The organism is Cryobacterium gelidum (assembly GCF_004403985.1).
In the GTDB taxonomy this organism is placed as follows: domain Bacteria; phylum Actinomycetota; class Actinomycetes; order Actinomycetales; family Microbacteriaceae; genus Cryobacterium; species Cryobacterium gelidum.
Genome location: NZ_SOHL01000030.1, coordinates 74,392 through 92,166 on the forward strand (window position 1 = coordinate 74,392; position 17,775 = coordinate 92,166).

Sequence of the window (17,775 nt, forward strand, 5' to 3'; positions counted from 1 at the left end):
ACGTGCACATTCTGCCGTCCGACGCTGGGTTGTGGTCGTAGCCGTCCCGGCCGGGTTCTGAAGCGGACCCGACGCAATAGGGTGAGCGGATGACTAATTCCACGGCCCCCGGGGCGATCCCCGTCATCCTCGACGTCGACACCGGCGTCGACGACGCCCTCGCCATTCTGTTCGCGCTCGCGCACCCCGGCATCAACGTGCTCGGCATCAGCTGTGTGGCCGGGAACGCTTCGCTCGAGCGTGTCGTCGAGAATACCCTGCGTATTCTCGACGTCGCAGATGCTCCGACCATCCCCGTCGCTGCCGGAGCCCGACGTCCGCTGCTGGAACCGGCCAGGTCAGCCGCGCACGTGCATGGCGAAAGCGGCCTCGGCACGCTGCAGCTTGTGCCGAGCGACCGACAGGCGGAGTCGATCAGTTCGATCGAACTCATGCGCCGGCTCCTTCAGGCCAGCCCGCACCCGGTCACCCTGGTCGCTCTCGCCCCGCAGACCAACCTGGCGCTGCTGCTGCGCCAGTACCCCGACGTCGTCGACAACATCGAGCGCATCGTCTTCATGGGCGGATCCACCACGGTCGGCAATGCCACCGCCGTCGCCGAGTTCAACGTCTGGCATGACCCGGAGGCTGCGGCGATCGTGCTCGACTCCGGCGTGCCCACGTTCATGTACGGGCTCGACGTGTTCAACCAGGTCTCCATACCCGAGCCCGTTGCCGCCGCACTCCTGCACAGCGATTCCCACCTGGCACAGGTCATCGGTCGGCTCCTGACCAATCGCATCGCGCTCGGGTCTGGCCGCAACTCCGACTACACCGGACTGATCGGCGATGCCGGCGCCCTGTGCGCCCTGGTCGACCCGGATGGCCTGCAGACCGCGATGCTGCCGCTACGCGTCCAGCTCTCCGGCTACGGCCGGGGACAGACACTGGTCGACAAACGCACTCATCCGGGCGAGGACATCGTGCACGGTCTGGCCGGCGATTGGGAAGCCGCAGAGGTCGCGCTCGACGTCGATGTCGACCGCTACGTGCGCCTGTTCCTCGATACGCTCGGCCTCGGTTCAGCGCTCCCGCCCCGGTAGGCCACCGCACGTCACGGCACGCGTTCGAGAAGCGGGCACGCGTTCGAGAAGCGGGCACTCGTTCGAGAAGCGGGCACTCGTTCAAAGGAGTGCCCGCTTCTTCATCGAGTGCCGCGACGCCGCGCTGCCAGCTCAGTACAGCTGACCCACGGAGGCGAGGGCTGCGCGCAGCAGGGTGCCGCGGCCGCCTTCCATCTCGGCTGATACGCCCGGCGAGGCGGCCTCGGCCGGGGTCATCCAGGTGATCTCGAGGGCGTCCTGGCGGGGGTCGCAGGTGCCGCTGACGGGAACGACGTAGGCGAGCGAGACCGCGTGCTGGCGGTCATCCGTGTAGGCGGTGATTCCCGGCATGGGAAAGTATTCGGCGACCGTGAACGGCACGGGGCTGGCCGGCAGTTGCGGAAAAGCCATCGGTCCGAGGTCTTTTTCCAGGTGGCGGAACAGTGCGTCGCGCAGGGTTTCGCCGTAGAGCACGCGTCCGGAGACCAGGGTTCGGGTCATCTCGCCGGTGGGGCGGGCGCGCAGCAGCACGCCGACCTCGACGACCTGGCCGAGACCGTCGACCCGCACGGGGACGGCCTCGATATAGAGAATGGGCAGCCGGCGGCGAATCTCAGCGAGTTCGACGTCTTTCAGCCAGCCCGGATTCGTATTCGGGGCTCCCTCAGGAGGCTTCGGCGTCCAGTCCGGATCGGGGTCAGGGGTTCGCACGCTCATAGTGCCATTCTGTCCTACGCCGGCCCCGCTCGCGCACGCGCGCCGCTGCCCGGTGCGAGAAGCGCGCCAAGCAATGAAAGTATGGGGTGCGCGGCGCCCTCGCGTCGCGTGTACCTGGGAGGACCCATGACCACCAGCACCCCCATCGACGCTGCCGCCGTACTCTGGTCGGCGAGCGGCGCCGACCAGACCGATCGGCCGCTGCTGATCATCATGCACGGCTATGGTTCGCACGAGGGCGACCTGTTCTCACTCGCCCCACACTTGCCGCTCGAACCGGTGATCGCCGCCCTGCGCGCGCCACTGCCGGTCGGCGACGGATGGGCCTGGTTTCCGATCCGTGACCCGGGCAATCCCGACACCGCGTCGGTGGACGCGGCCGTCGCTGCCGTGCTGTCCTGGCTGGACGCCCTGCCGCACCAGCCCCGGGAGGTCGGCCTGCTCGGCTTCTCGCAGGGCGGAGCCATGGCACTCCAACTGCTACGCGCCGCGCCCGACCGCTTCAACTTCGCGGTGAACCTCTCCGGCTTCGTCGCGAGCGGGCAGCAGAGCGGCGACACTCTGCTCGCCGAGCATCCGCTGCCGGTGTTCTGGGGCCGCGGGACCGCCGACGGTGTCATTCCGGTCAGTGCGATCGAACGCACCCAGTCGTGGCTGCCCGGCCACAGTACCCTGACCGAGCGCATCTACGAGGGGCTTCCCCACTCGATCTCGCAGGTCGAACTGGGCGACGTGGTCAACTTTCTGCGCACGCAATACGTGGCAGCCGCGGCTGAACCGACCGCCTGAACGCGCTGAGGCAAGCGGATGGGTCGCCGGGTACCTCGCGACGTGTCGCGGCTAGCGGTCGCGCTTGGCCTGCTCCTGGGCGGCCTGGCGTTCGACGTGCGCCTTCTTGGCCGCACGGTGGGCGTCGCGGTCTTTGACCGCGATCTGGTCGGCGCGTACGCCGGCCTGAGTGGAGCGCTCGAGCACGAGCCACGCTGGTGGCTGCTGCAGCAGGGCGGCGATTTCAGCGGTGGTGAGCGGGTCGATGACCTCACTGCGGGCCAGGCCAGAAATCGAGACGCCGAGTTTGGCGGCGACGACCTGGCGCGGGTGCGGCCCGTTGGCGCGCAGCAGGGTGAGCCACTCCGGCGGGTTGGCCATGAACTCGGCGAGCTCGGTGCGGCTGACAAATTCGGTCTGGAACTCGGCCGGTGCCGCGTCGAGCAGAATCCCGAGTTTCTGGGCCGCCGTGGCGGGCTTCATGGTCTGGGGCTTCTTCTCGGAACTCATTGTCCAAGCGTATAGCCTGAGAGGACCCTCCCAAGGGCAAATCGCACGCTGTTGTTGAATGCGTGCACCACCCGCAACTACCGAGAAAGGATGCCGGTGAGCTTTTTCATCGCATTCGTCGCCGGTGTGACCCCCACCAAGTGGACTCGCATCTGGGGCGACCGCCGCCCCGACGTTCCCCTCACCGTGTTTCGCACCGAGACCGCAGAGCAGATTGCGGTGCTGCACGATGGTCGCGCCGAGCTCAGCCTCGTACGTCTCCCGATCGATGACACCAATCTGAGCGTCATCAACCTGTACAGGGAGATTCCGGTCGTGGTCGCGTCGAAGGATCACCCGATCGAGCAGGCGGAGACCGTGCTGCTGGCCGATCTGGCCGGCGAGCACCTGTTGCAGAACCCCGACGACGTGCCCGAGTGGCGCGACCTCGCCGACGAGGTGCGTGATGGCACCCGCCGGCCCCTGCCGCCGATGCGTGACCTCGACGAGGCCATGGAGCAGGTCGCCGCCGGCGTCGGCATCATCATTGTGCCGCACTCGATCGCCCGGCTGTACGGCCGCAAAGACGTCGTGTCCCGCCCCGTGACGGATGTCGCCGACACTCAGATCGCCCTGGCCTGGCTCACCCGCGAGACCACCGACGACATCGAAGAATTCATCGGCATCGTGCGCGGACGCTCCAAGGCGAGCTCTCGCACCGATACCGGCACGGCGGCCGACGGCGCGACATCCGCTGAGGTCGAGGAAGCGCCCGCGCGCAGCGACGGCCGCCCGCCGAAACCGCCACGCAAGCCCAGGAAGACCGACAAGGCGAAGGCCGCGGCCAAGGCCATCCGGGTGGCCGCGGCCAAGGCCAAGCCCGCCGTGCGCAAGAAAACCGAGAGCTCCCCCGGCCGCACGCGTCCGACCAAGAACCCGAACAAGGGCAAGAGCCGCGGCCGCTAGGCGTTGCCCCTACGGGTTCTTCAGCACCGCCAGAATGTTGCCCGACGGGTCGGTGAACCAGGCGATGTCTGGCCCCTGCCCACCGCTGGCGGCGATTCCCTTGTCGTTCTGCTCGAAACCGTCGTAGCGCAGAAAGTCCACACCGCGTTCGGTGAGTTCGTCGACCGTCGCGTCGAGGTCGGTCACCACAAAATTGAGCATCGTATAGGTGGCCGGCACGAAGTCGGGCTTCGGGTAGACGATGACGGCTGCTCCGCCGGGCAAGGCAATGCGCAACATGCCCATCTCCTCCACCGTCACTTCGAGCCCGAGGGTCTCGGCGTAGAACGTGCGGGCGGCGTCGAGGTTTGAAACCGCGAAACCACTGAAGCCGCCGATGATGCCGACACCGTGTTCGGCCTGGTGCTGGGTCATGAGAGTGGCTCCTTTGTCGGTGAAGCGGGGCCGGTCAGCGGGAGCTGATCGACGCGAACTTGCGAATGCACAACGGCACGAACACGAGCAGCATCACGGCGATGCCGATCAGCACGGTCAGAATCGGGTTTTGCATGGTCCAGATATCGGGCACCGGAGCGGTGCCGAGATTGCCGAAAAGCTGGCGAACGGCCTGCACGAGCGAAGACACCGGGTTCCACTCGGCGAAGATGCGCAGCGCGGTCGGCAGGGTTTCGCTCGGCACGAAGGCGTTCGAGACGAAGGTCAGCGGAAAGAGAATCAAGAACGACGCATTGTTGATGACCTCCGGGCTCTTCACGCTCATGCCGAGCAACGCCATCACCCAGCTGAATGCATAGCCGAACAGCAGGAGCAGGCCGACTCCGGCCAGGAATTCGACCGGCGAGGTGGTGACCCGCCAGCCGACCGCGAGGCCGGTCGCCATCATGATGACCATGGAGATGGAATTCAGCACAAGGTCGCCATTCGTTCGACCGATCAGTACAGCGGATGCGTTCATCGGCAGGCTTCGAAACCGGTCGATGATGCCCTCCTTCAGGTCGAGCGCCATGGCGGCGCCCGAGAATGTCGCCCCGAACACGACGGTCTGAGCGAAGATGCCCGCCATGAGGAACTGGGTGTAGTCGCTGCCCGCAACCGCAATGGCGCCGCCGTAGACCTGGCTGAACAACAGCACGAACATGATCGGCTGGATCACAGCGAACACGAGCATGTCGGGCGAACGCTTGATCTTGATGAGGTTGCGTTTGGTGACGGTCCAGCCGTCGGAGTACCACAGCGATAACGGGTTCCAGGTGGGCAACGGGGGCAATGTCGCCACTCGAGATTCTCCCGCCGCGAGACTTTCCTCGTTGCCCCGCCCTGGCGTGGTGGGCTCGGCCGAAACGGTAGCGTGTCGTGGGTTCATTTCACTTTCTCCAGATCGGCCGTGTCGGTAGTCGCAGCAAGCGTCTGGTCGCGCTTGGCCTGCGCTCGCTTCGAGAGCTTGGGTCCGCTGGAAGCGGGGTCGTCGTCAGTGACGGTGAGATCGGCTTTATGGCCGGTGAGGTTGAGGAACACGTCGTCGAGGGTCGGGCGCCGCATGCCAGCATCGTGCAGGTTGATCTGTGCGCCGCGCAGGTCGGCGAGCATGTTCTGCAGCGCGTTCGGACCGTCGGTGACGGCAACTTCCACTCCACGGCCGTCGGTGGAGACCGAAGGGTCCCCCGTTCCGTACCGGGCGAGAATCTCGCTGGCAGCCGCGCCGTCGGCGGCATCGACGAGGGCCACGACCACGCGGTGTCCGCCGATCTGCGCCTTGAGCTGATCGGAGGTGCCCTCGGCGATAACACGGCCGTCGTCGATGACGACGATGTCGTCGGCGAGCTGGTCGGCCTCCTCGAGGTATTGCGTGGTCAGCAGCACGGTCGTGCCGTCGGCGACGAGACGCTTGACCACGTCCCACAGGGCGATGCGGCTGCGCGGGTCGAGTCCGGTGGTCGGCTCGTCGAGAAAGAGCACTTTGGGGTTGATGACGAGGGCACCGGCGAGGTCGATGCGCCGCCGCATACCTCCGGAAAATCCCTTCACCGGCCGGTTGCCGGCGGCGGTGAGCTCGAACAGGTCGATGAGTTCCTGCGCCCGTTTGCGGGCTGCCGCTCCGCCGAGGTGATACAGGCGTCCGACCATCTCCAGGTTTTCGAAGCCGGTGAGGTTCTCGTCGACGGCGGCGTACTGGCCAGACACCCCGATGATGCGGCGCACCGATTTGGGGTGGCGTACGACGTCGATTCCGTCGATGACAGCGGTGCCGGCATCCGGTCGAATCAGTGTCGTGAGCATCTTCACGACGGTGGTCTTTCCCGCGCCGTTGGGGCCGAGAAGGGCTTTGACCGTGCCGCGTGGAACCTGCAGGTCGAGCCCGGCGAGCGCGTGCACCGGCCCGCTTTTGGACTGGTACGTCTTGGTCAGGCCCTGGGCCTCAATAATCACGGGGTGTCCTTGCAATATCGGTCGAGCAAGAAGGTTCGCTGCAATGCTAGTAACGCCCCCCAGCTTCGACAACCGCGGATTGTGTGATTCAGCCCGGGCCGGCACGCTGGGTTTCGGCGAAACGCAAGCTCTCGAAGACGCTGAGTCCTCGTCTCTGCCTGACAGGGAACACGGAGAATGCTATGGAATCCCGATGATTCGGCCGAGGAGGGTCGACGCATGTCATGGTGAGCGCGGGGAAAGACCCAATCGAGAGGTAATAATGTCCACAACCACCACGCGATCGTCGGCCGAAGGCGCGCAGTCCACACACGTGCACGCGGACACCGCGAGCACGAGAGTGATCGACCAGCATCTGCTGGCTCGCCGCATTACGGTCGCGCTCTCGCTCGCCGTCGTTGCTTCAATTCACATCCTCGATCTACCCGGCAAGTTCGCCGAAACTCCCTACCTGGCGATCGCTTACATCGGGCTGATCATCGCCTCCGCTGTCACGATCGAGCGAGTACTCGTTGTCGGTACGCGACTCGACTTTCTGGCCGCTGCAGCGCTGTCGGCCTTAGTCATAGTCGGGTTCATCATCAATCGCACCGTCGGCATGCCGATGGCCACCGGCGACATCGGAAACTGGCTGGAACCGCTCGGCCTTCTCTCACTCGTCGTCGAGGGTTTTGTCATCTGGCAGGCGCTCGTCGCCGTCGCACTCCACCGCCGCTCCGGGCGCTGACTCCCGGGTCGCTTCGGCGCCGTGACAAGCGGATACCGTCGGCCGGTATCCGAGTCCGATCCCGGCCTGCCGGGTCAGCCCGGCCTGCCGGGTCAGCCCGGCCTGCCGGGTCTGGCCGGCCCGCCGGGTCAGCCCGGCCTGCCGGGCCTGCCCGGTCTCAGGGCGCCCGATTGACCCGGCGAAAAGCCATTCCTAGAGCCGGGCGAGACGCTCGATGTCTTCGAGGAATTCGGCCGCGACCTCTTCGGACACGGTTCGGCGCGTTTCGGAGATCGCGACGGCATAGTCCTCGGTGCTGGGACCGTTGATGATCGGCCCGTCGCCGGATTTGTAGAGTGCCTTCTCGAGTGCATGCTGGGAGGCGCGATGGGCGGCGTACTCAACGTCGGCGGGAGAGAACCCGTCGCTCTTGTCGACCAGAACGGCGAGGTCGACCTCGCCCGATACAGCCTCCGGAATGTAGCGTTCCCAGATGGCGTGGCGAGCGTCGACATCCGGCAACCCGATCGGTACGACGTAGTCGAAGCGGCCGTGACGGAGAAAAGCTGAGTCGAGCGCGCGAATGAAGTTGGTCGCACACACCAACAGACGCCCGGGCTGCTCCCGAAAAGCCGGGATGATCTTGAGCAGTTCGTTGGTCACACCCTGCATGGCCGACGGCGGTTCGCCCTGCCGCTGGGCAGCGATCTCCTCGACCTCGTCGATGAACACGACTGCGTGTTCGAGCTCAGATATCTTGAGAAAAGTTTCCCGCAACGCGCCGGCGAGGCCCTGCGGGTCGGCCGCGAGGCGTGACGGAAAGACCTCGATGAAGGACCATTCCAGGCGGGAGGCGATCGCCTTGGCGAAGGTGGTCTTTCCGGTGCCGGGTGGGCCAAACAAAACAACGGCCTTCGGCGGCGAGACGCCGTACTGCTCGGCGAGTTCCGGTTTGGCCAGGGGCATGACGAGCCTGCGCTCGAGCAGTTCCTTCTCGCGCGCCATGCCGCCGACCTTCTGCCACAGGTCGCGCGGCAGCACCCGCCCGCCGAGTTCGCCGAGCAGCTTGAGCTCTTCCCGCTGCACGGGAATGTGCCGCTCGAAGTAGCGCAGGTTCTTCTTCACCTCGAAACCGCGATTGATGAATGCATCGACCTTGGTTTCGGATTCGGGCATGAGCGCCGACAGCTTGGTCATGCCGTGCGGGGCCATCCGGGCCTCGAGTGCGGCGAGCAATGCCGTTCCGATGCCCTGGCTCTGCCAGTGTTCGGCGGTGGCGAGAAAAACGATCCAGCCTTGCGCGTGAGCGGCCCGGCCGACGGCGGCGCCGACGACCTCGTCGCCGTGCACCGCAACGACGGCGTGATCTTTCTGGCAGGAGGCGAGCACCTCGGAGAGGCCGTAGACCGGCTCGGTGTCGGAGGCCTTGATCTCTTCCCATAGACGCAAAATGCCGTCCAAATCGTCGGAGTGAAAGTCGCGCAGTCGCCAGCCGGTCATCGTGATCCTCGCATCAGTGGGTGTGCTGCCAATCTATTGCACCCGATCAGGCGCGAAAGGCGGCGGCGAGGATGCGCGGGAGTTTGCGTGCGGAGGGGCGGGCGGCGAATTCGGTCAGCAGGCGGGCGGTCAGCGCACCGCTTCGGGCCGACACAAACCACGGCGGCTTCGGAAGCAGCGCCCACTCGCCGTGGGCGATTGAGCGTGGAAACGGCCGGAATGGGCCACGCACCACCGTGCGCTCGACGTCGTCAAGGAGCAGCGCGTTGTGCACCACCCCGATGCCGCTCTGCACGTTGTCCATGGTGTGTCCGGGGAACGCGCCCCACGGCGCGGCCGCCGACAGAAAGCCAACACCGGTCCAGGCGTTGATCGCGATGGTTCCATAGCGCAGGCGTGCCATGGCCTGCTCAAACCCCGGGCCGAGCCGCCGGATGCTGCTGGGCAGTCCGAGAATGTTCGCGCCGAGAGTGCCGAGAAAATCACGATTGACGGTCTCCACTGCGGCATCAAGATAGGCCTGGCCGCTGCCTTGCAGTTCCACGACTCCGAGCACGGGTGCGAAATATTCCGTTGTGAGAATATCATCGGTCGACCAGGATGCTGCCGGCGTGGCGGAGTCCGCCACGGCCACGAGCAGTCGCCCGCCGGGAAGCAACCGCGCAGCCGGATACGCGGTGCGGGCCGCGCGCATCCGCCCGTCACTGCCGGGATACCAGGCCCTTCGGGTCGGCGCGGCAGCGAGGGCCACCGCGACCGCTTCGAGAAACGCCGCCTTCTGCGGCCACGTTGCGCTCAGCACGAGTACCTGGCCGGCGATGCAGTTATAGCCGCCGTTGTGCAGCCGCATGGTGGCCACATGCTCAGCCTGGTATCGCAGGTCTCTGGCGCTCCACCGACCGGGCAGCACAATGATCGGTGAGACTCCGCCGAGCTCGCTGCTGATCGGTTTGGTGAAGCGGGGGGCATCCGTTCTGGAGCCGCCGAACACGATGGCATCGTGGGTGGCCGCACTGCCGGTGATGTGCACATGGCTGATGCCGGGGTGGTGGGCGAGATAGCCGCCCACGTCGGCCCCGCCGGTGACGATGCGGAGCAGGCCCGCTTCGATCAGCGGAGCGAACGCCGCCCGATAGACCGGCAACAGGCCGTCGAAGGTGGGATTGAGCTTGAGAATCGAGACCCGATTGTGCGCCACGAGCTCGTAGAGCACGTCGAGGGGCGCGATCGATGAAATGTTCCCGGCGCCGAGCACGAGGCCGACCCCGCCGTTTGTTGTCGGAGTGAGCTGGCCCAAACCGGCCCGGTCCCGCGCCTGCGCCGCAGTGACGCCCGGCCGCAGCCAGGCCTCGGCCCGAAACCCGTGCAGCAGCAGCCCGTCATACCGGTTGAGCGGAAGCACGGCCACCGTGACGCGACCGTCCGGCGCCCGCCCGAACCGCCGGCTAGCCAGCGTGCTGTGCCCCCCGTCGATCGCCCGCAGGGTGCGCCGGAGGGCGGTCAACGAGGTGAGAACGCCGTACGGCCCGGTCAGCCATTCCTCGCCGATCAGCGGAGACGACTTGTGTAGCCCCTTGGCACGGGACGCCGCGGTCACCCAGCGCTTGGCTTCGGCCGCGACGCAAGCTCCGGTGCGAGCCAACAGATCGGCGCGCGCCGCGAGGGTGGTCGAGGCCCACCGCTCGCTCCCCTCGCCCAGCTCGGCGAGCGCAAGGTCAAGCTGCGCGCCGTTCAGCTCTGCGCCGTTCGGCTCCGTGCGGTTCGGTTCCGTGCCGCTCAGCTCTGCGGACATCGATCTCCCTTGATTGCCGACCAGCCTAGTGTGCCACCAGCACAGGCAACCGGGCCATGTCAGTGGGCCCGAGGGCGGCTGCGGGCTAGGGTGCGACGACCGGGCAGTGCAGCCGGGTGCGTTCGCCGGTGCGGTCTATTTCGTGCTGGTCCATTGGCTGGGCGCAGACCGGGCAGCCTGGAACGGGCGCGGGTGCGGCTGGCAGCAGATCCGACCCACTCAGACCGACCGGCGGCGGTCCCAGAATGGGAAACAGTCGAGCGTTGAGCCGGGCCGTCCATCCGTTGGGTCCCGTGCTTCGGGAACCGGAATCCTTGCCGTGTGTCATAACTGTTAGTGTACTAATGAAGCGCACAGAGAACAACCGCCCGGAACGGAACACCCCCATGACATCGTCAAGGCTCGAGAATCCCCTCGCTCTCGACAATCAGGTCTGCTTCGCGCTCGCGATCGCCTCGCGCAATGTCATCGCCCTGTATCGGCCCATTCTCGAGCCGCTCGGGCTCACTCACCCGCAGTACCTGGTCATGCTCGCCCTCTGGGACGAGAGTCCGCGCACGCTCAAGGGCCTCGGCCTGACTCTCTGCCTCGACCCGGCAACCCTCTCCCCGCTGCTCAAGCGGCTGGAAACGGCCGGCTACGTGCGCCGTCAGCGCCGCCTGGCCGACGAACGTACGCTCGACATCACCCTGACCGAGAATGGTGCGGCCCTGCGCGCGGTGGCCGAAACCATTCCGCCGCGGATCGTCGAAGCCCTCAGTTTGCCTCTGGACCACCTGGTCACCCTGCGTGACGCGCTGCACCGGGTCATCAACGCTACGACCTGACGCGCGCGAGCCGGTATCCGCTGAATGGATGCCGGCGCACGCGACCCGCGTCAGGCGATCGCGTCGGCGACCGTCAGCAACTCGGCGTGGAACGCCGACGCGACGTGCGCGTTGGTGATGCGCCCGTTGTGGGTATTGAGGCCCTGGGCAAGGGCGGCGTCTTCGGCGATGGCCTTCTTCCACCCCTTCTGGGCCAGCGCGATGACGTAGGGCAATGTGGCGTTGGTCAGTGCCCGGGTCGACGTGGCCGGCACGGCGCCGGGCATGTTGGCGACGCAGTAGTAGACACTGTCGTGCACGGCGAACGTGGGGTTGTCGTGCGTCGTGGCGCGCGAGCCCTCGAAGCAGCCGCCCTGGTCGATGGCGATGTCCACGAGCACAGAGCCCGGCTTCATCGATGCCACCATGGCGTCCGTGACGAGCTTCGGTGCCTGCGCGCCCGGAATCAGCACCGAGCCGATCACGAGGTCGGCCTCCCGCACCTGCTCAGCGATCTCGTACTGCGTCGACGCGCGCGTCTGGATCTCGCCGCTGAAGCGGGCCTCGAGCTGGCGCAGGCGGGCGAGCGACAGGTCGATGATGGTCACGTCCGCGCCCATGCCGAGCGCGTTGGCCGCGGCATGTTCGCCGGCCACTCCGCCGCCGATGACGACGACCTTGGCCTTCGGGGTTCCGGGAACGCCTCCGAGCAGAATGCCGCTGCCACCGTTGGCGCTCAGCAGGTGGTACGCGCCGACCTGCACCGAGAGGCGGCCGGCAACTTCGCTCATCGGCGACAGGAGCGGCAGGCTGCGGTCAGCCAGTTGCACGGTCTCGTAAGCGATCGCGGTCGTGCCCGACGCGATCAGCGCGTCGGTGCACTCAGCGGATGCCGCGAGGTGCAAGTAGGTGAACAACACCTGGCTCTGACGCATCAGCGGGTATTCGCTGGCGATGGGCTCCTTGACTTTCAGGAGCAGTTCAGCCGCGGCCCAGACTTCGGCTGCGGTGTCGACGATGGTTGCCCCAGCAAGGCGGAAAGCATCATCGGTGATGCTCGAGCCGAGTCCGGCGCCCTGTTCGATGATGACCCCGTGACCGCGGCGAGTGAGTTCGTTGACACCGGCCGGGGTGATCGCGACGCGGTTCTCGTTGTTCTTGATCTCTGTAGGAATGCCGACCAACATGATGTCTCCGTCTCGGTTGCTACTGCCGAACCGGTCGGCATTGACAGGACTAAGATTGCTATTGATTCGTTGCTGCTTGGTAAAATCCGTAGGATCTGCAAGACTTTAGGCATATTCCACGAAATATGCGGTGAATTGGGCTGTGCGATGGTAGAAACGAAGAGGATTCGGGTGAGTGAAACCCTCGACGAGGTCGACCGCATTCTGGTCGCGGGCCTGCAAGCGGATTCCCGCACCACCAACAGCCGGCTGGCCAACGCCGCGGGCATCGCCGAGTCCACCTGCGTTTCCCGGGTGCGGTCGCTGATCAGCCGCGGAATCGTCACCGGCTTCACGGCCATGGTCGATCCGAAGTCGATTGGGCTCGGCCTGCAAGCGCTGATCAGCGTGAACATTCGGGCTGGCGCCCGCACGCACATCCCGGCATTTCGCGATTCGATCCGGGTCATGCCGCGTGTCGTTCAGGTGTTCTTTCTCGGCGGCTCCGAAGATTTCATTATTCACCTGTCCGCCCGCGACACCGACGACGTACGCGACTTCGTGCTCGAAAACCTCTCGGCCAATCCGGCTGTCGCGTCAACCCGCACCAGCATGGTGTTCGAGCACTTCTACAACGGCGTGGCTCCCGAATAGTTTGCGGCCCTGCTCCGGTCAAATCTAGCGGGGCGTCATGCCGACTGCTCGCGCCAGTAGCCGGCTTTACCGAGCAGCTGAACCTCGCGATTTGCTCCCTCCGGCACCGGCACCTCGGGCGGAAACACGCCGAAACCCCGCCACAGTTCGATGTCGGGCGCGATCTGCTCCCAGAGGTTTTCCACGAGCTCATCGGGCAGTGAGTAGTCGAGACCTATGTGCCTGGCAATGCTCCAGGCCTGGAACGCGCGGTACAGGGCAGTGTGCTGCAGCACTTCGGCGAGGGGATAGTCGCCGTAGCTGAGGTGCACGACCTTGTCTGGATCGAGATCAGCCATGACCACCATCGTCGTCGCCTCGTTGATGCGGTCGTAGTTGCCGATCGGATCGTCACCGAGCAACTCGCCTTGATAGGTGTCACCGACCTCATCGATGGTGCGTCCCGCCAACACTGCGGGCAGCCAGGCTTCGTCCTCAGCGTGCGAGGCGAGGATGTCCCGCAGCGTCGGGTTCTCTGTGCGTGACCACGCGGCCGGTGCCGGCAGGCCAAGCTGCGCGGGAGTGATCCGATCGATAACGGATCGCAACGCGGCATCCGCTTGCAGGAACATGTCTCTCTGCTTCATTTGGGGCAAGCTAGCACGGGTACCCCTGATCGGCTAGCCGTCAACCGATGCGGGCCACAATCACGGCGATCTGGGCGATGGGCGAGTTTCCACTCTGCCGCAGCTGCGCGTCAATGGCGTCGTGTACTCGCCGGCAGACGTCACCGGACGACTCGGCCGCTCCAATGCCGATCTTGGCCGTGACTCGCAGGCCGTCGGCACGTTGCTCAGTGGCGACCATCGACGCAGCCGGCGGGCGATGGGCCATCTCTCGGGCGGCTGTTATGAGGGCATTCTCTACGATCGACCCCGCGGGATACAGCGCATCAACGCCCTGCACTCCACGCACGAGCTCATCGAGTTGCTCGGTAGCGGGTGTGAGTACCGTCATCACTCCCCCTTCGGTGCAGCAGCCGCGTCAGGCTCGACGTACAGGTCGCGTACCGTGATATCAATGGCCGCGACGACGAGTTCCGTGTACTGCTGCAGCGCCGCGAACATTAATTGGCGCAGGCGGTCCGCCATCATCGGAATATTCTCTCCCTGAAATATCGTGACGTCCACTTGAACGGTGACTGGCATACCCGGTACTTCAACGTCGCCTACCAAAACGCACCGCCCCACGATGATGTTCGCCATACGATCGCCGGTTTCCCGCAGAATGCCGCGCACGGCCCCCTCGGTCACGACGAGGCGCGCCGTCGGCGACGGGTGGGCCAACGGAATTTCCCGACCTCGGTGCGCCTCCCGGCTGATGTTGTCGAGGATGGATGACACCCAGCTGTCGTCGCGAGCGGATTCCCGACTCAAGTCGCTGTCGAGCAGGTTCAGCTGCACTCGGCGGAGGCGTTCGAGGCTGCGGAGCGCGATCTCACATTCCGGCGAATCATCGATACTCGGATCCGCCGGAGTACGCCCGCGATCGAGATAGTCGCTGAGCTCTTCGATCGTGTGGCCGTGCAATCCGGCTTGCTCACGATCCGTGTCGTTCAGGTCGAAGGCGACGAACCGCTCGCCTGTGGGTGGGTGTTCTGAGCGTGTCATCGCCATTCCTCCATCTCTCGAAGCAGGGTTTTCCGGGCACGGGCTAGCAGACCACGCACGGTCGACACGGGCAGGTCCACTTCCGCTGCAATGTCACCGTAGCTGTACTCGGCGAGTTCCCGCAGCGTCCAGCACCGACGTTGGTCCTCCGGCAGGGCGGCCAACACCCGGGAAAGTGCTTCGGTCTGCGACTCAACCTCGGCGAGCACGTGCGGGGCGTGGCTCTCCGGTGCCGGGGCATCCATGTCATCGATATTGATGTGCGGGCGCCGAGCGCGCAGCCGATCGATGCTTTTGCGACTGACGATGCGCATGAGCCAACTCTTGACGGCGCTGCCGTCCTCGAGAGTGCGCAGCTGCTGCCAGGCCGTGATGAACGATTCCTGCACGACGTCGTCGGTCTCGTCATTTGAGCCGAGAACGCGGGTCGCGTAGACGCGCATCAGCGCTCCATACCGCCGAACCAGTACCTCAAAGGCACGTAGGTCACCGTCCGCAGCCCGATCGGCGAGCGTCTGGTCGGAGGCCATATCGAGGGGAGACGTTATCTGCTCACGCGCTGTGGTGGGCATTGTCATCTCCCTGCCTGGATCGTTGGCAAATTTTTCTCATCTTCGTGTGACGAATATGCCACAGCTTTCGTCCTACAGGTAACAATCCGATCCGGCCCTGCCGGATGGGCCAGACACGAAGGAGCTATTCGCATGGAACTCACCAACAACAACGGCACCGACTCCGCAAGCATGACCCCGCGTAGCAGCACCCCCAAAGGCCCCGCCGGCATGACTCGGGCCGAAGCTTCTCTGAACGGCACGGGCAAAACCGTCATCAACGACGGCGTCGTGGCGAAGGTCGCCGGGCTTGCCGCCCGCGACGTGGCCGGCGTGCACGCACTCGGTGGCGGAGCAGCGCGTGCCCTCGGCGCGATTCGCGACGCGATGAAGAACACCGATGTGAGCCAGGGCGTCTCCGTCGAAGTCGGCGAGACCCAGGTTGCCGTGGACGTGACCATCGTTGCCGACTACCCGGTGCAGTTGCAGCAGGTAGCCAATGACATTCGCACAAACGTCATTCGCGCCATCGAAGACCTCGTCGGGCTCGAGGTCACCGAAGTGAACGTGACGATCCTCGACATTCACCTGCCGAGCGATGACGACGCAGATCCTGCTGAGCCGACCAAAGCCGCACTGCGGTGACCACAGCAACCCGTACCGGCATGTTGGTCGGCGCCATCCTCGCGCTGACCTGGGTGATTCTGGGCTTCTGGGCATTTCTGTTCGTGGGCGTGGCCATGCTGGTCGGCGCCCTCGTAGGCCGCGTGGTTGACGGCCGTCTCGACCTGGGCTCAGTGATCGGTGCTTTCCAGGGAAAGCGTTCGTCGTCATGAGCGTGCCGACCGACTCGACCGGTTGGTTTCTCGCTGCAGATGCACACGGTGGTACTGACCGGGACGCACGCGAGCCGGTCGCCCCGGCAGTCGCGCCGCGCGCATCCCGCGGTCGCACGCGCATTGCCCCGCGGGCGCTGCGCCAGATCGTGTCGAGGGTCACGGCGGAGTCGCTCGGAGTGAACCCCAACCAGGTCGGCGTGGATCTCGGAGACGATCATGGCATGCTCGCCCTCACGATCAGCACCCCGATCCGCGTCGTCGCGTTGTCGCGCGTCACCCGTGAACCGGCGGTCATTGCGCGCACCGGCGGAACCATACTGGCTCGCTCGGCCACATCGCAGACCGAGATACGTCGCCGCGTCGGCGAGCTGACCGGTGCCGATATCGGCCGGGTCACGGTACACCTGACCGGCGTGGACGTCATCCCGGAACGGCGGGTGCGATGACCACGTCGTCTACAGGGTCACTTACGGCGACCTATGGGCGCATCCGCCGCCGCGAGCTGCACTCATCGCGGTCCGCGGCGGCAATCACGGTGGCCGTCGTGGTCATCCTGCTGTGCGTCTGGCTGGCTGCCGAGATTGTGTTGCGCTTGATCGACCAACCAGCCCTACTCGCGACTCCGGTCGATCTCGCCGACGGTGTCGCATCCGCTTCGACTGCACCCGCCCCGCTGCTCGCCGGTATTGCCACCGCCGGCGCTCTGGTCGGCCTCGTGCTGCTGGCCGTCGCGATCGCGCCGGGGCGCCGGGCGCGCCATTTGATCGACTCGGAGCGCACAGTGACTGTTGTCGATGACGAGGTGATCGCATCCACTCTCGCGGGCCGCGCCGCCCGCGTCGGCCGTATCGACCCGGACAGCACCCGGGTCAGCATCTCGCGCCGCCTCGCCACAGTGCACCTGGTTCCGCCGTCGGGGCAGCCGGTGAATCGCGACACGGTACTGAGCGCCGCGCGCGACCAGCTCGACGGATTGCATCTGCGACCGGCGTTGCAGCCCCGTGTCGTCGTGGCCCTCAGCGGAAAGGTCGGGGCGTGAATAACACCAACCGTGCGCTCAACCGCAGCGTCCTTGTCGTGATCGGCCTGCTGCTCCTTGCTGCGGCTGCCCTGCTCGCTTTGCTCGCCACGCAGACCACGACGCGGCAAGCCTGGACCTCGGCCGCCGACACGGCCCGCACGACAGTGTCGGGCTGGTTCCAAGCCACGCCACTCAACGGAACACAGCACAGCTGGATCTGGATCATCGCCCTGGCCCTGCTGGTGGCGGTTGTCGGATTGCTGCTCGGTTTCATTTTACGGCAGGGCGGCGGTCATTCCGGAAGGTTGATCAGTGAGCAGCGCGAAGACTCGGGCAGCACCGAGGTCGATTCGGCGGTCGCCGAGCAGGCGCTGCAGCAGGCGCTCGGCGAGCACCCGGAGTTTCTGTCAACCCACGTCTCGACCTACCGCGTCGCGCGCGCGGCCGTGCTCAAGGTCTCGGTGACCTGTCGTCGCGGAACTTCCCCCTCCGATGTCGTAGGCATCGTCGAGGAGGCCCTGGGCGCCCTCGACGAACTCCTCGGCTTGCGCATCCCTGCCTTGCTGCAGATCAGCGGAGGCTTTCGGGTGCGCACCAGTCGCACTTCGCGCATCCGTTAGCCGGCACCGGATGTCCCTTCTA

The 17,775-nt window shown here is 65.9% G+C and carries 24 protein-coding genes; 11 read left to right on the forward strand and 13 right to left on the reverse strand.

Annotated features, from left to right (window positions below; translation table 11 throughout):
* Nucleotides 1-89: 89 nt before the first annotated feature.
* On the forward strand, nucleotides 90-1,082 hold the full coding sequence (locus E3T50_RS15540; RefSeq protein ID WP_134553256.1) for a nucleoside hydrolase: 993 nt from the start codon (nucleotides 90-92) through the stop codon (nucleotides 1,080-1,082).
* 132 nt (nucleotides 1,083-1,214) lie between these two features.
* Here the strand turns inward: E3T50_RS15540 and E3T50_RS15545 are convergent, their stop codons facing one another.
* Complete coding sequence (locus E3T50_RS15545) at nucleotides 1,215-1,799, reverse strand: NUDIX hydrolase family protein (RefSeq protein WP_105035269.1); 585 nt, start codon at nucleotides 1,797-1,799, stop codon at nucleotides 1,215-1,217.
* Between the two features lie 126 nt (nucleotides 1,800-1,925).
* Between E3T50_RS15545 and E3T50_RS15550 the strand changes: the two genes are divergently transcribed.
* Complete coding sequence (locus tag E3T50_RS15550) at nucleotides 1,926-2,588, forward strand: alpha/beta hydrolase (protein ID WP_134553258.1); 663 nt, start codon at nucleotides 1,926-1,928, stop codon at nucleotides 2,586-2,588.
* 51 nt (nucleotides 2,589-2,639) lie between these two features.
* On the opposite strand, the gene E3T50_RS15555 is transcribed toward E3T50_RS15550, so the two are convergent.
* Nucleotides 2,640-3,077, reverse strand: coding sequence for a DUF5997 family protein (locus E3T50_RS15555; protein WP_134553260.1), 438 nt, complete (start codon nucleotides 3,075-3,077; stop codon nucleotides 2,640-2,642).
* 96 nt (nucleotides 3,078-3,173) lie between these two features.
* Between E3T50_RS15555 and E3T50_RS15560 the strand changes: the two genes are divergently transcribed.
* Complete coding sequence (locus E3T50_RS15560) at nucleotides 3,174-4,022, forward strand: LysR family substrate-binding domain-containing protein (protein ID WP_198418005.1); 849 nt, start codon at nucleotides 3,174-3,176, stop codon at nucleotides 4,020-4,022.
* A 9-nt stretch (nucleotides 4,023-4,031) separates the two neighbouring features.
* Here the strand turns inward: E3T50_RS15560 and E3T50_RS15565 are convergent, their stop codons facing one another.
* The 3 genes from E3T50_RS15565 to E3T50_RS15575 form a co-directional block, all read right to left on the reverse strand.
* Nucleotides 4,032-4,436, reverse strand: coding sequence for a VOC family protein (locus E3T50_RS15565; protein WP_134553262.1), 405 nt, complete (start codon nucleotides 4,434-4,436; stop codon nucleotides 4,032-4,034).
* A gap of 34 nt (nucleotides 4,437-4,470) precedes the next feature.
* A complete protein-coding gene (locus tag E3T50_RS15570; RefSeq protein ID WP_370289244.1) occupies nucleotides 4,471-5,298 on the reverse strand; it encodes an ABC transporter permease in 828 nt (275 codons plus the stop codon).
* 83 nt (nucleotides 5,299-5,381) lie between these two features.
* Nucleotides 5,382-6,446: an ATP-binding cassette domain-containing protein gene (locus tag E3T50_RS15575; protein ID WP_420898740.1), complete on the reverse strand. Its 1,065-nt coding sequence runs from the start codon at nucleotides 6,444-6,446 to the stop codon at nucleotides 5,382-5,384.
* Nucleotides 6,447-6,711: 265 nt separating this feature from the next.
* Between E3T50_RS15575 and E3T50_RS15580 the strand changes: the two genes are divergently transcribed.
* On the forward strand, nucleotides 6,712-7,176 hold the full coding sequence (locus tag E3T50_RS15580) for a hypothetical protein (protein WP_134553268.1): 465 nt from the start codon (nucleotides 6,712-6,714) through the stop codon (nucleotides 7,174-7,176).
* Between the two features lie 192 nt (nucleotides 7,177-7,368).
* On the opposite strand, the gene E3T50_RS15590 is transcribed toward E3T50_RS15580, so the two are convergent.
* From E3T50_RS15590 to E3T50_RS15600, 3 genes are all read right to left on the reverse strand, one after another.
* Nucleotides 7,369-8,655 carry an ATP-binding protein gene (locus E3T50_RS15590; RefSeq protein ID WP_134553270.1) on the reverse strand — a complete coding sequence of 429 codons (1,287 nt, stop codon included), beginning with the start codon at nucleotides 8,653-8,655 and terminating at the stop codon, nucleotides 7,369-7,371.
* 46 nt (nucleotides 8,656-8,701) lie between these two features.
* On the reverse strand, nucleotides 8,702-10,447 hold the full coding sequence (locus tag E3T50_RS15595) for an aldehyde dehydrogenase family protein (protein WP_134553272.1): 1,746 nt from the start codon (nucleotides 10,445-10,447) through the stop codon (nucleotides 8,702-8,704).
* An 85-nt stretch (nucleotides 10,448-10,532) separates the two neighbouring features.
* Nucleotides 10,533-10,775 (reverse strand): hypothetical protein, encoded by a 243-nt coding sequence (locus E3T50_RS15600; protein ID WP_134553274.1) that lies wholly within the window; start codon nucleotides 10,773-10,775, stop codon nucleotides 10,533-10,535.
* 58 nt (nucleotides 10,776-10,833) lie between these two features.
* Between E3T50_RS15600 and E3T50_RS15605 the strand changes: the two genes are divergently transcribed.
* Nucleotides 10,834-11,274 (forward strand): MarR family winged helix-turn-helix transcriptional regulator, encoded by a 441-nt coding sequence (locus tag E3T50_RS15605; protein ID WP_134553276.1) that lies wholly within the window; start codon nucleotides 10,834-10,836, stop codon nucleotides 11,272-11,274.
* Between the two features lie 50 nt (nucleotides 11,275-11,324).
* On the opposite strand, the gene ald is transcribed toward E3T50_RS15605, so the two are convergent.
* A complete protein-coding gene (ald, locus tag E3T50_RS15610) occupies nucleotides 11,325-12,440 on the reverse strand; it encodes an alanine dehydrogenase (protein ID WP_134553278.1) in 1,116 nt (371 codons plus the stop codon).
* 171 nt (nucleotides 12,441-12,611) lie between these two features.
* Here ald and E3T50_RS15615 point away from each other — a divergent pair, with 171 nt between their 5' ends.
* Nucleotides 12,612-13,073, forward strand: coding sequence for an Lrp/AsnC family transcriptional regulator (locus E3T50_RS15615; protein WP_338145370.1), 462 nt, complete (start codon nucleotides 12,612-12,614; stop codon nucleotides 13,071-13,073).
* A 35-nt stretch (nucleotides 13,074-13,108) separates the two neighbouring features.
* On the opposite strand, the gene E3T50_RS15620 is transcribed toward E3T50_RS15615, so the two are convergent.
* Genes E3T50_RS15620 through E3T50_RS15635 form a run of 4 tightly spaced genes read right to left on the reverse strand, consistent with a single transcriptional unit; the run spans nucleotide 13,109 to nucleotide 15,294 of the window.
* The gene (locus tag E3T50_RS15620) at nucleotides 13,109-13,699 is read right to left on the reverse strand and encodes a hypothetical protein (RefSeq protein ID WP_134553280.1); all 591 of its coding nucleotides are present in this window, start codon (nucleotides 13,697-13,699) and stop codon (nucleotides 13,109-13,111) included.
* A 40-nt stretch (nucleotides 13,700-13,739) separates the two neighbouring features.
* Complete coding sequence (locus E3T50_RS15625) at nucleotides 13,740-14,069, reverse strand: hypothetical protein (RefSeq protein ID WP_134553282.1); 330 nt, start codon at nucleotides 14,067-14,069, stop codon at nucleotides 13,740-13,742.
* Nucleotides 14,069-14,722, reverse strand: coding sequence for an Asp23/Gls24 family envelope stress response protein (locus E3T50_RS15630; RefSeq protein ID WP_241990969.1), 654 nt, complete (start codon nucleotides 14,720-14,722; stop codon nucleotides 14,069-14,071). The genes E3T50_RS15625 and E3T50_RS15630 overlap by 1 nt, the downstream gene beginning before the upstream one ends.
* Nucleotides 14,719-15,294 (reverse strand): RNA polymerase sigma factor, encoded by a 576-nt coding sequence (locus tag E3T50_RS15635; protein ID WP_241990970.1) that lies wholly within the window; start codon nucleotides 15,292-15,294, stop codon nucleotides 14,719-14,721. The genes E3T50_RS15630 and E3T50_RS15635 overlap by 4 nt, the downstream gene beginning before the upstream one ends.
* 132 nt (nucleotides 15,295-15,426) lie before the next feature.
* Here E3T50_RS15635 and E3T50_RS15640 point away from each other — a divergent pair, with 132 nt between their 5' ends.
* Genes E3T50_RS15640 through E3T50_RS15660 form a run of 5 tightly spaced genes read left to right on the forward strand, consistent with a single transcriptional unit; the run spans nucleotide 15,427 to nucleotide 17,753 of the window.
* Entirely contained in the window at nucleotides 15,427-15,918 is a 492-nt protein-coding gene (locus E3T50_RS15640; protein ID WP_420898739.1) for an Asp23/Gls24 family envelope stress response protein, read from the forward strand.
* Nucleotides 15,915-16,109 (forward strand): DUF2273 domain-containing protein, encoded by a 195-nt coding sequence (locus E3T50_RS15645; RefSeq protein ID WP_338145371.1) that lies wholly within the window; start codon nucleotides 15,915-15,917, stop codon nucleotides 16,107-16,109. The genes E3T50_RS15640 and E3T50_RS15645 overlap by 4 nt, the downstream gene beginning before the upstream one ends.
* Nucleotides 16,106-16,558 (forward strand): hypothetical protein, encoded by a 453-nt coding sequence (locus tag E3T50_RS15650; RefSeq protein ID WP_134553286.1) that lies wholly within the window; start codon nucleotides 16,106-16,108, stop codon nucleotides 16,556-16,558. Before E3T50_RS15645 ends, E3T50_RS15650 begins: the two co-directional genes overlap by 4 nt.
* Nucleotides 16,555-17,151: an Asp23/Gls24 family envelope stress response protein gene (locus E3T50_RS15655; protein WP_134553288.1), complete on the forward strand. Its 597-nt coding sequence runs from the start codon at nucleotides 16,555-16,557 to the stop codon at nucleotides 17,149-17,151. The genes E3T50_RS15650 and E3T50_RS15655 overlap by 4 nt, the downstream gene beginning before the upstream one ends.
* Nucleotides 17,148-17,753 carry a hypothetical protein gene (locus E3T50_RS15660; RefSeq protein ID WP_134463220.1) on the forward strand — a complete coding sequence of 202 codons (606 nt, stop codon included), beginning with the start codon at nucleotides 17,148-17,150 and terminating at the stop codon, nucleotides 17,751-17,753. The genes E3T50_RS15655 and E3T50_RS15660 overlap by 4 nt, the downstream gene beginning before the upstream one ends.
* Nucleotides 17,754-17,775: the final 22 nt, after the last annotated feature.

What these genes read in the sequence shown, in the direction of transcription:
- E3T50_RS15630 (WP_241990969.1), bottom strand. Translation starts at nt 14,722, where the DNA reads ATGACACGCTCAGAACACCCACCCACAGGCGAGCGGTTCGTCGCCTTC.
- E3T50_RS15635 (WP_241990970.1), bottom strand. Translation starts at nt 15,294, where the DNA reads ATGCCCACCACAGCGCGTGAGCAGATAACGTCTCCCCTCGATATGGCC.
- E3T50_RS15655 (WP_134553288.1), top strand. Translation starts at nt 16,555, where the DNA reads ATGACCACGTCGTCTACAGGGTCACTTACGGCGACCTATGGGCGCATC.
- E3T50_RS15565 (WP_134553262.1), bottom strand. Translation starts at nt 4,436, where the DNA reads ATGACCCAGCACCAGGCCGAACACGGTGTCGGCATCATCGGCGGCTTC.
- E3T50_RS15620 (WP_134553280.1), bottom strand. Translation starts at nt 13,699, where the DNA reads ATGAAGCAGAGAGACATGTTCCTGCAAGCGGATGCCGCGTTGCGATCC.
- E3T50_RS15580 (WP_134553268.1), top strand. Translation starts at nt 6,712, where the DNA reads ATGTCCACAACCACCACGCGATCGTCGGCCGAAGGCGCGCAGTCCACA.
- E3T50_RS15625 (WP_134553282.1), bottom strand. Translation starts at nt 14,069, where the DNA reads ATGACGGTACTCACACCCGCTACCGAGCAACTCGATGAGCTCGTGCGT.
- E3T50_RS15605 (WP_134553276.1), top strand. Translation starts at nt 10,834, where the DNA reads ATGACATCGTCAAGGCTCGAGAATCCCCTCGCTCTCGACAATCAGGTC.
- E3T50_RS15650 (WP_134553286.1), top strand. Translation starts at nt 16,106, where the DNA reads ATGAGCGTGCCGACCGACTCGACCGGTTGGTTTCTCGCTGCAGATGCA.
- E3T50_RS15600 (WP_134553274.1), bottom strand. Translation starts at nt 10,775, where the DNA reads ATGACACACGGCAAGGATTCCGGTTCCCGAAGCACGGGACCCAACGGA.
- ald (WP_134553278.1), bottom strand. Translation starts at nt 12,440, where the DNA reads ATGTTGGTCGGCATTCCTACAGAGATCAAGAACAACGAGAACCGCGTC.
- E3T50_RS15590 (WP_134553270.1), bottom strand. Translation starts at nt 8,655, where the DNA reads ATGACCGGCTGGCGACTGCGCGACTTTCACTCCGACGATTTGGACGGC.
- E3T50_RS15550 (WP_134553258.1), top strand. Translation starts at nt 1,926, where the DNA reads ATGACCACCAGCACCCCCATCGACGCTGCCGCCGTACTCTGGTCGGCG.
- E3T50_RS15555 (WP_134553260.1), bottom strand. Translation starts at nt 3,077, where the DNA reads ATGAGTTCCGAGAAGAAGCCCCAGACCATGAAGCCCGCCACGGCGGCC.
- E3T50_RS15595 (WP_134553272.1), bottom strand. Translation starts at nt 10,447, where the DNA reads ATGTCCGCAGAGCTGAGCGGCACGGAACCGAACCGCACGGAGCCGAAC.
- E3T50_RS15545 (WP_105035269.1), bottom strand. Translation starts at nt 1,799, where the DNA reads ATGAGCGTGCGAACCCCTGACCCCGATCCGGACTGGACGCCGAAGCCT.
- E3T50_RS15540 (WP_134553256.1), top strand. Translation starts at nt 90, where the DNA reads ATGACTAATTCCACGGCCCCCGGGGCGATCCCCGTCATCCTCGACGTC.
- E3T50_RS15640 (WP_420898739.1), top strand. Translation starts at nt 15,427, where the DNA reads ATGGAACTCACCAACAACAACGGCACCGACTCCGCAAGCATGACCCCG.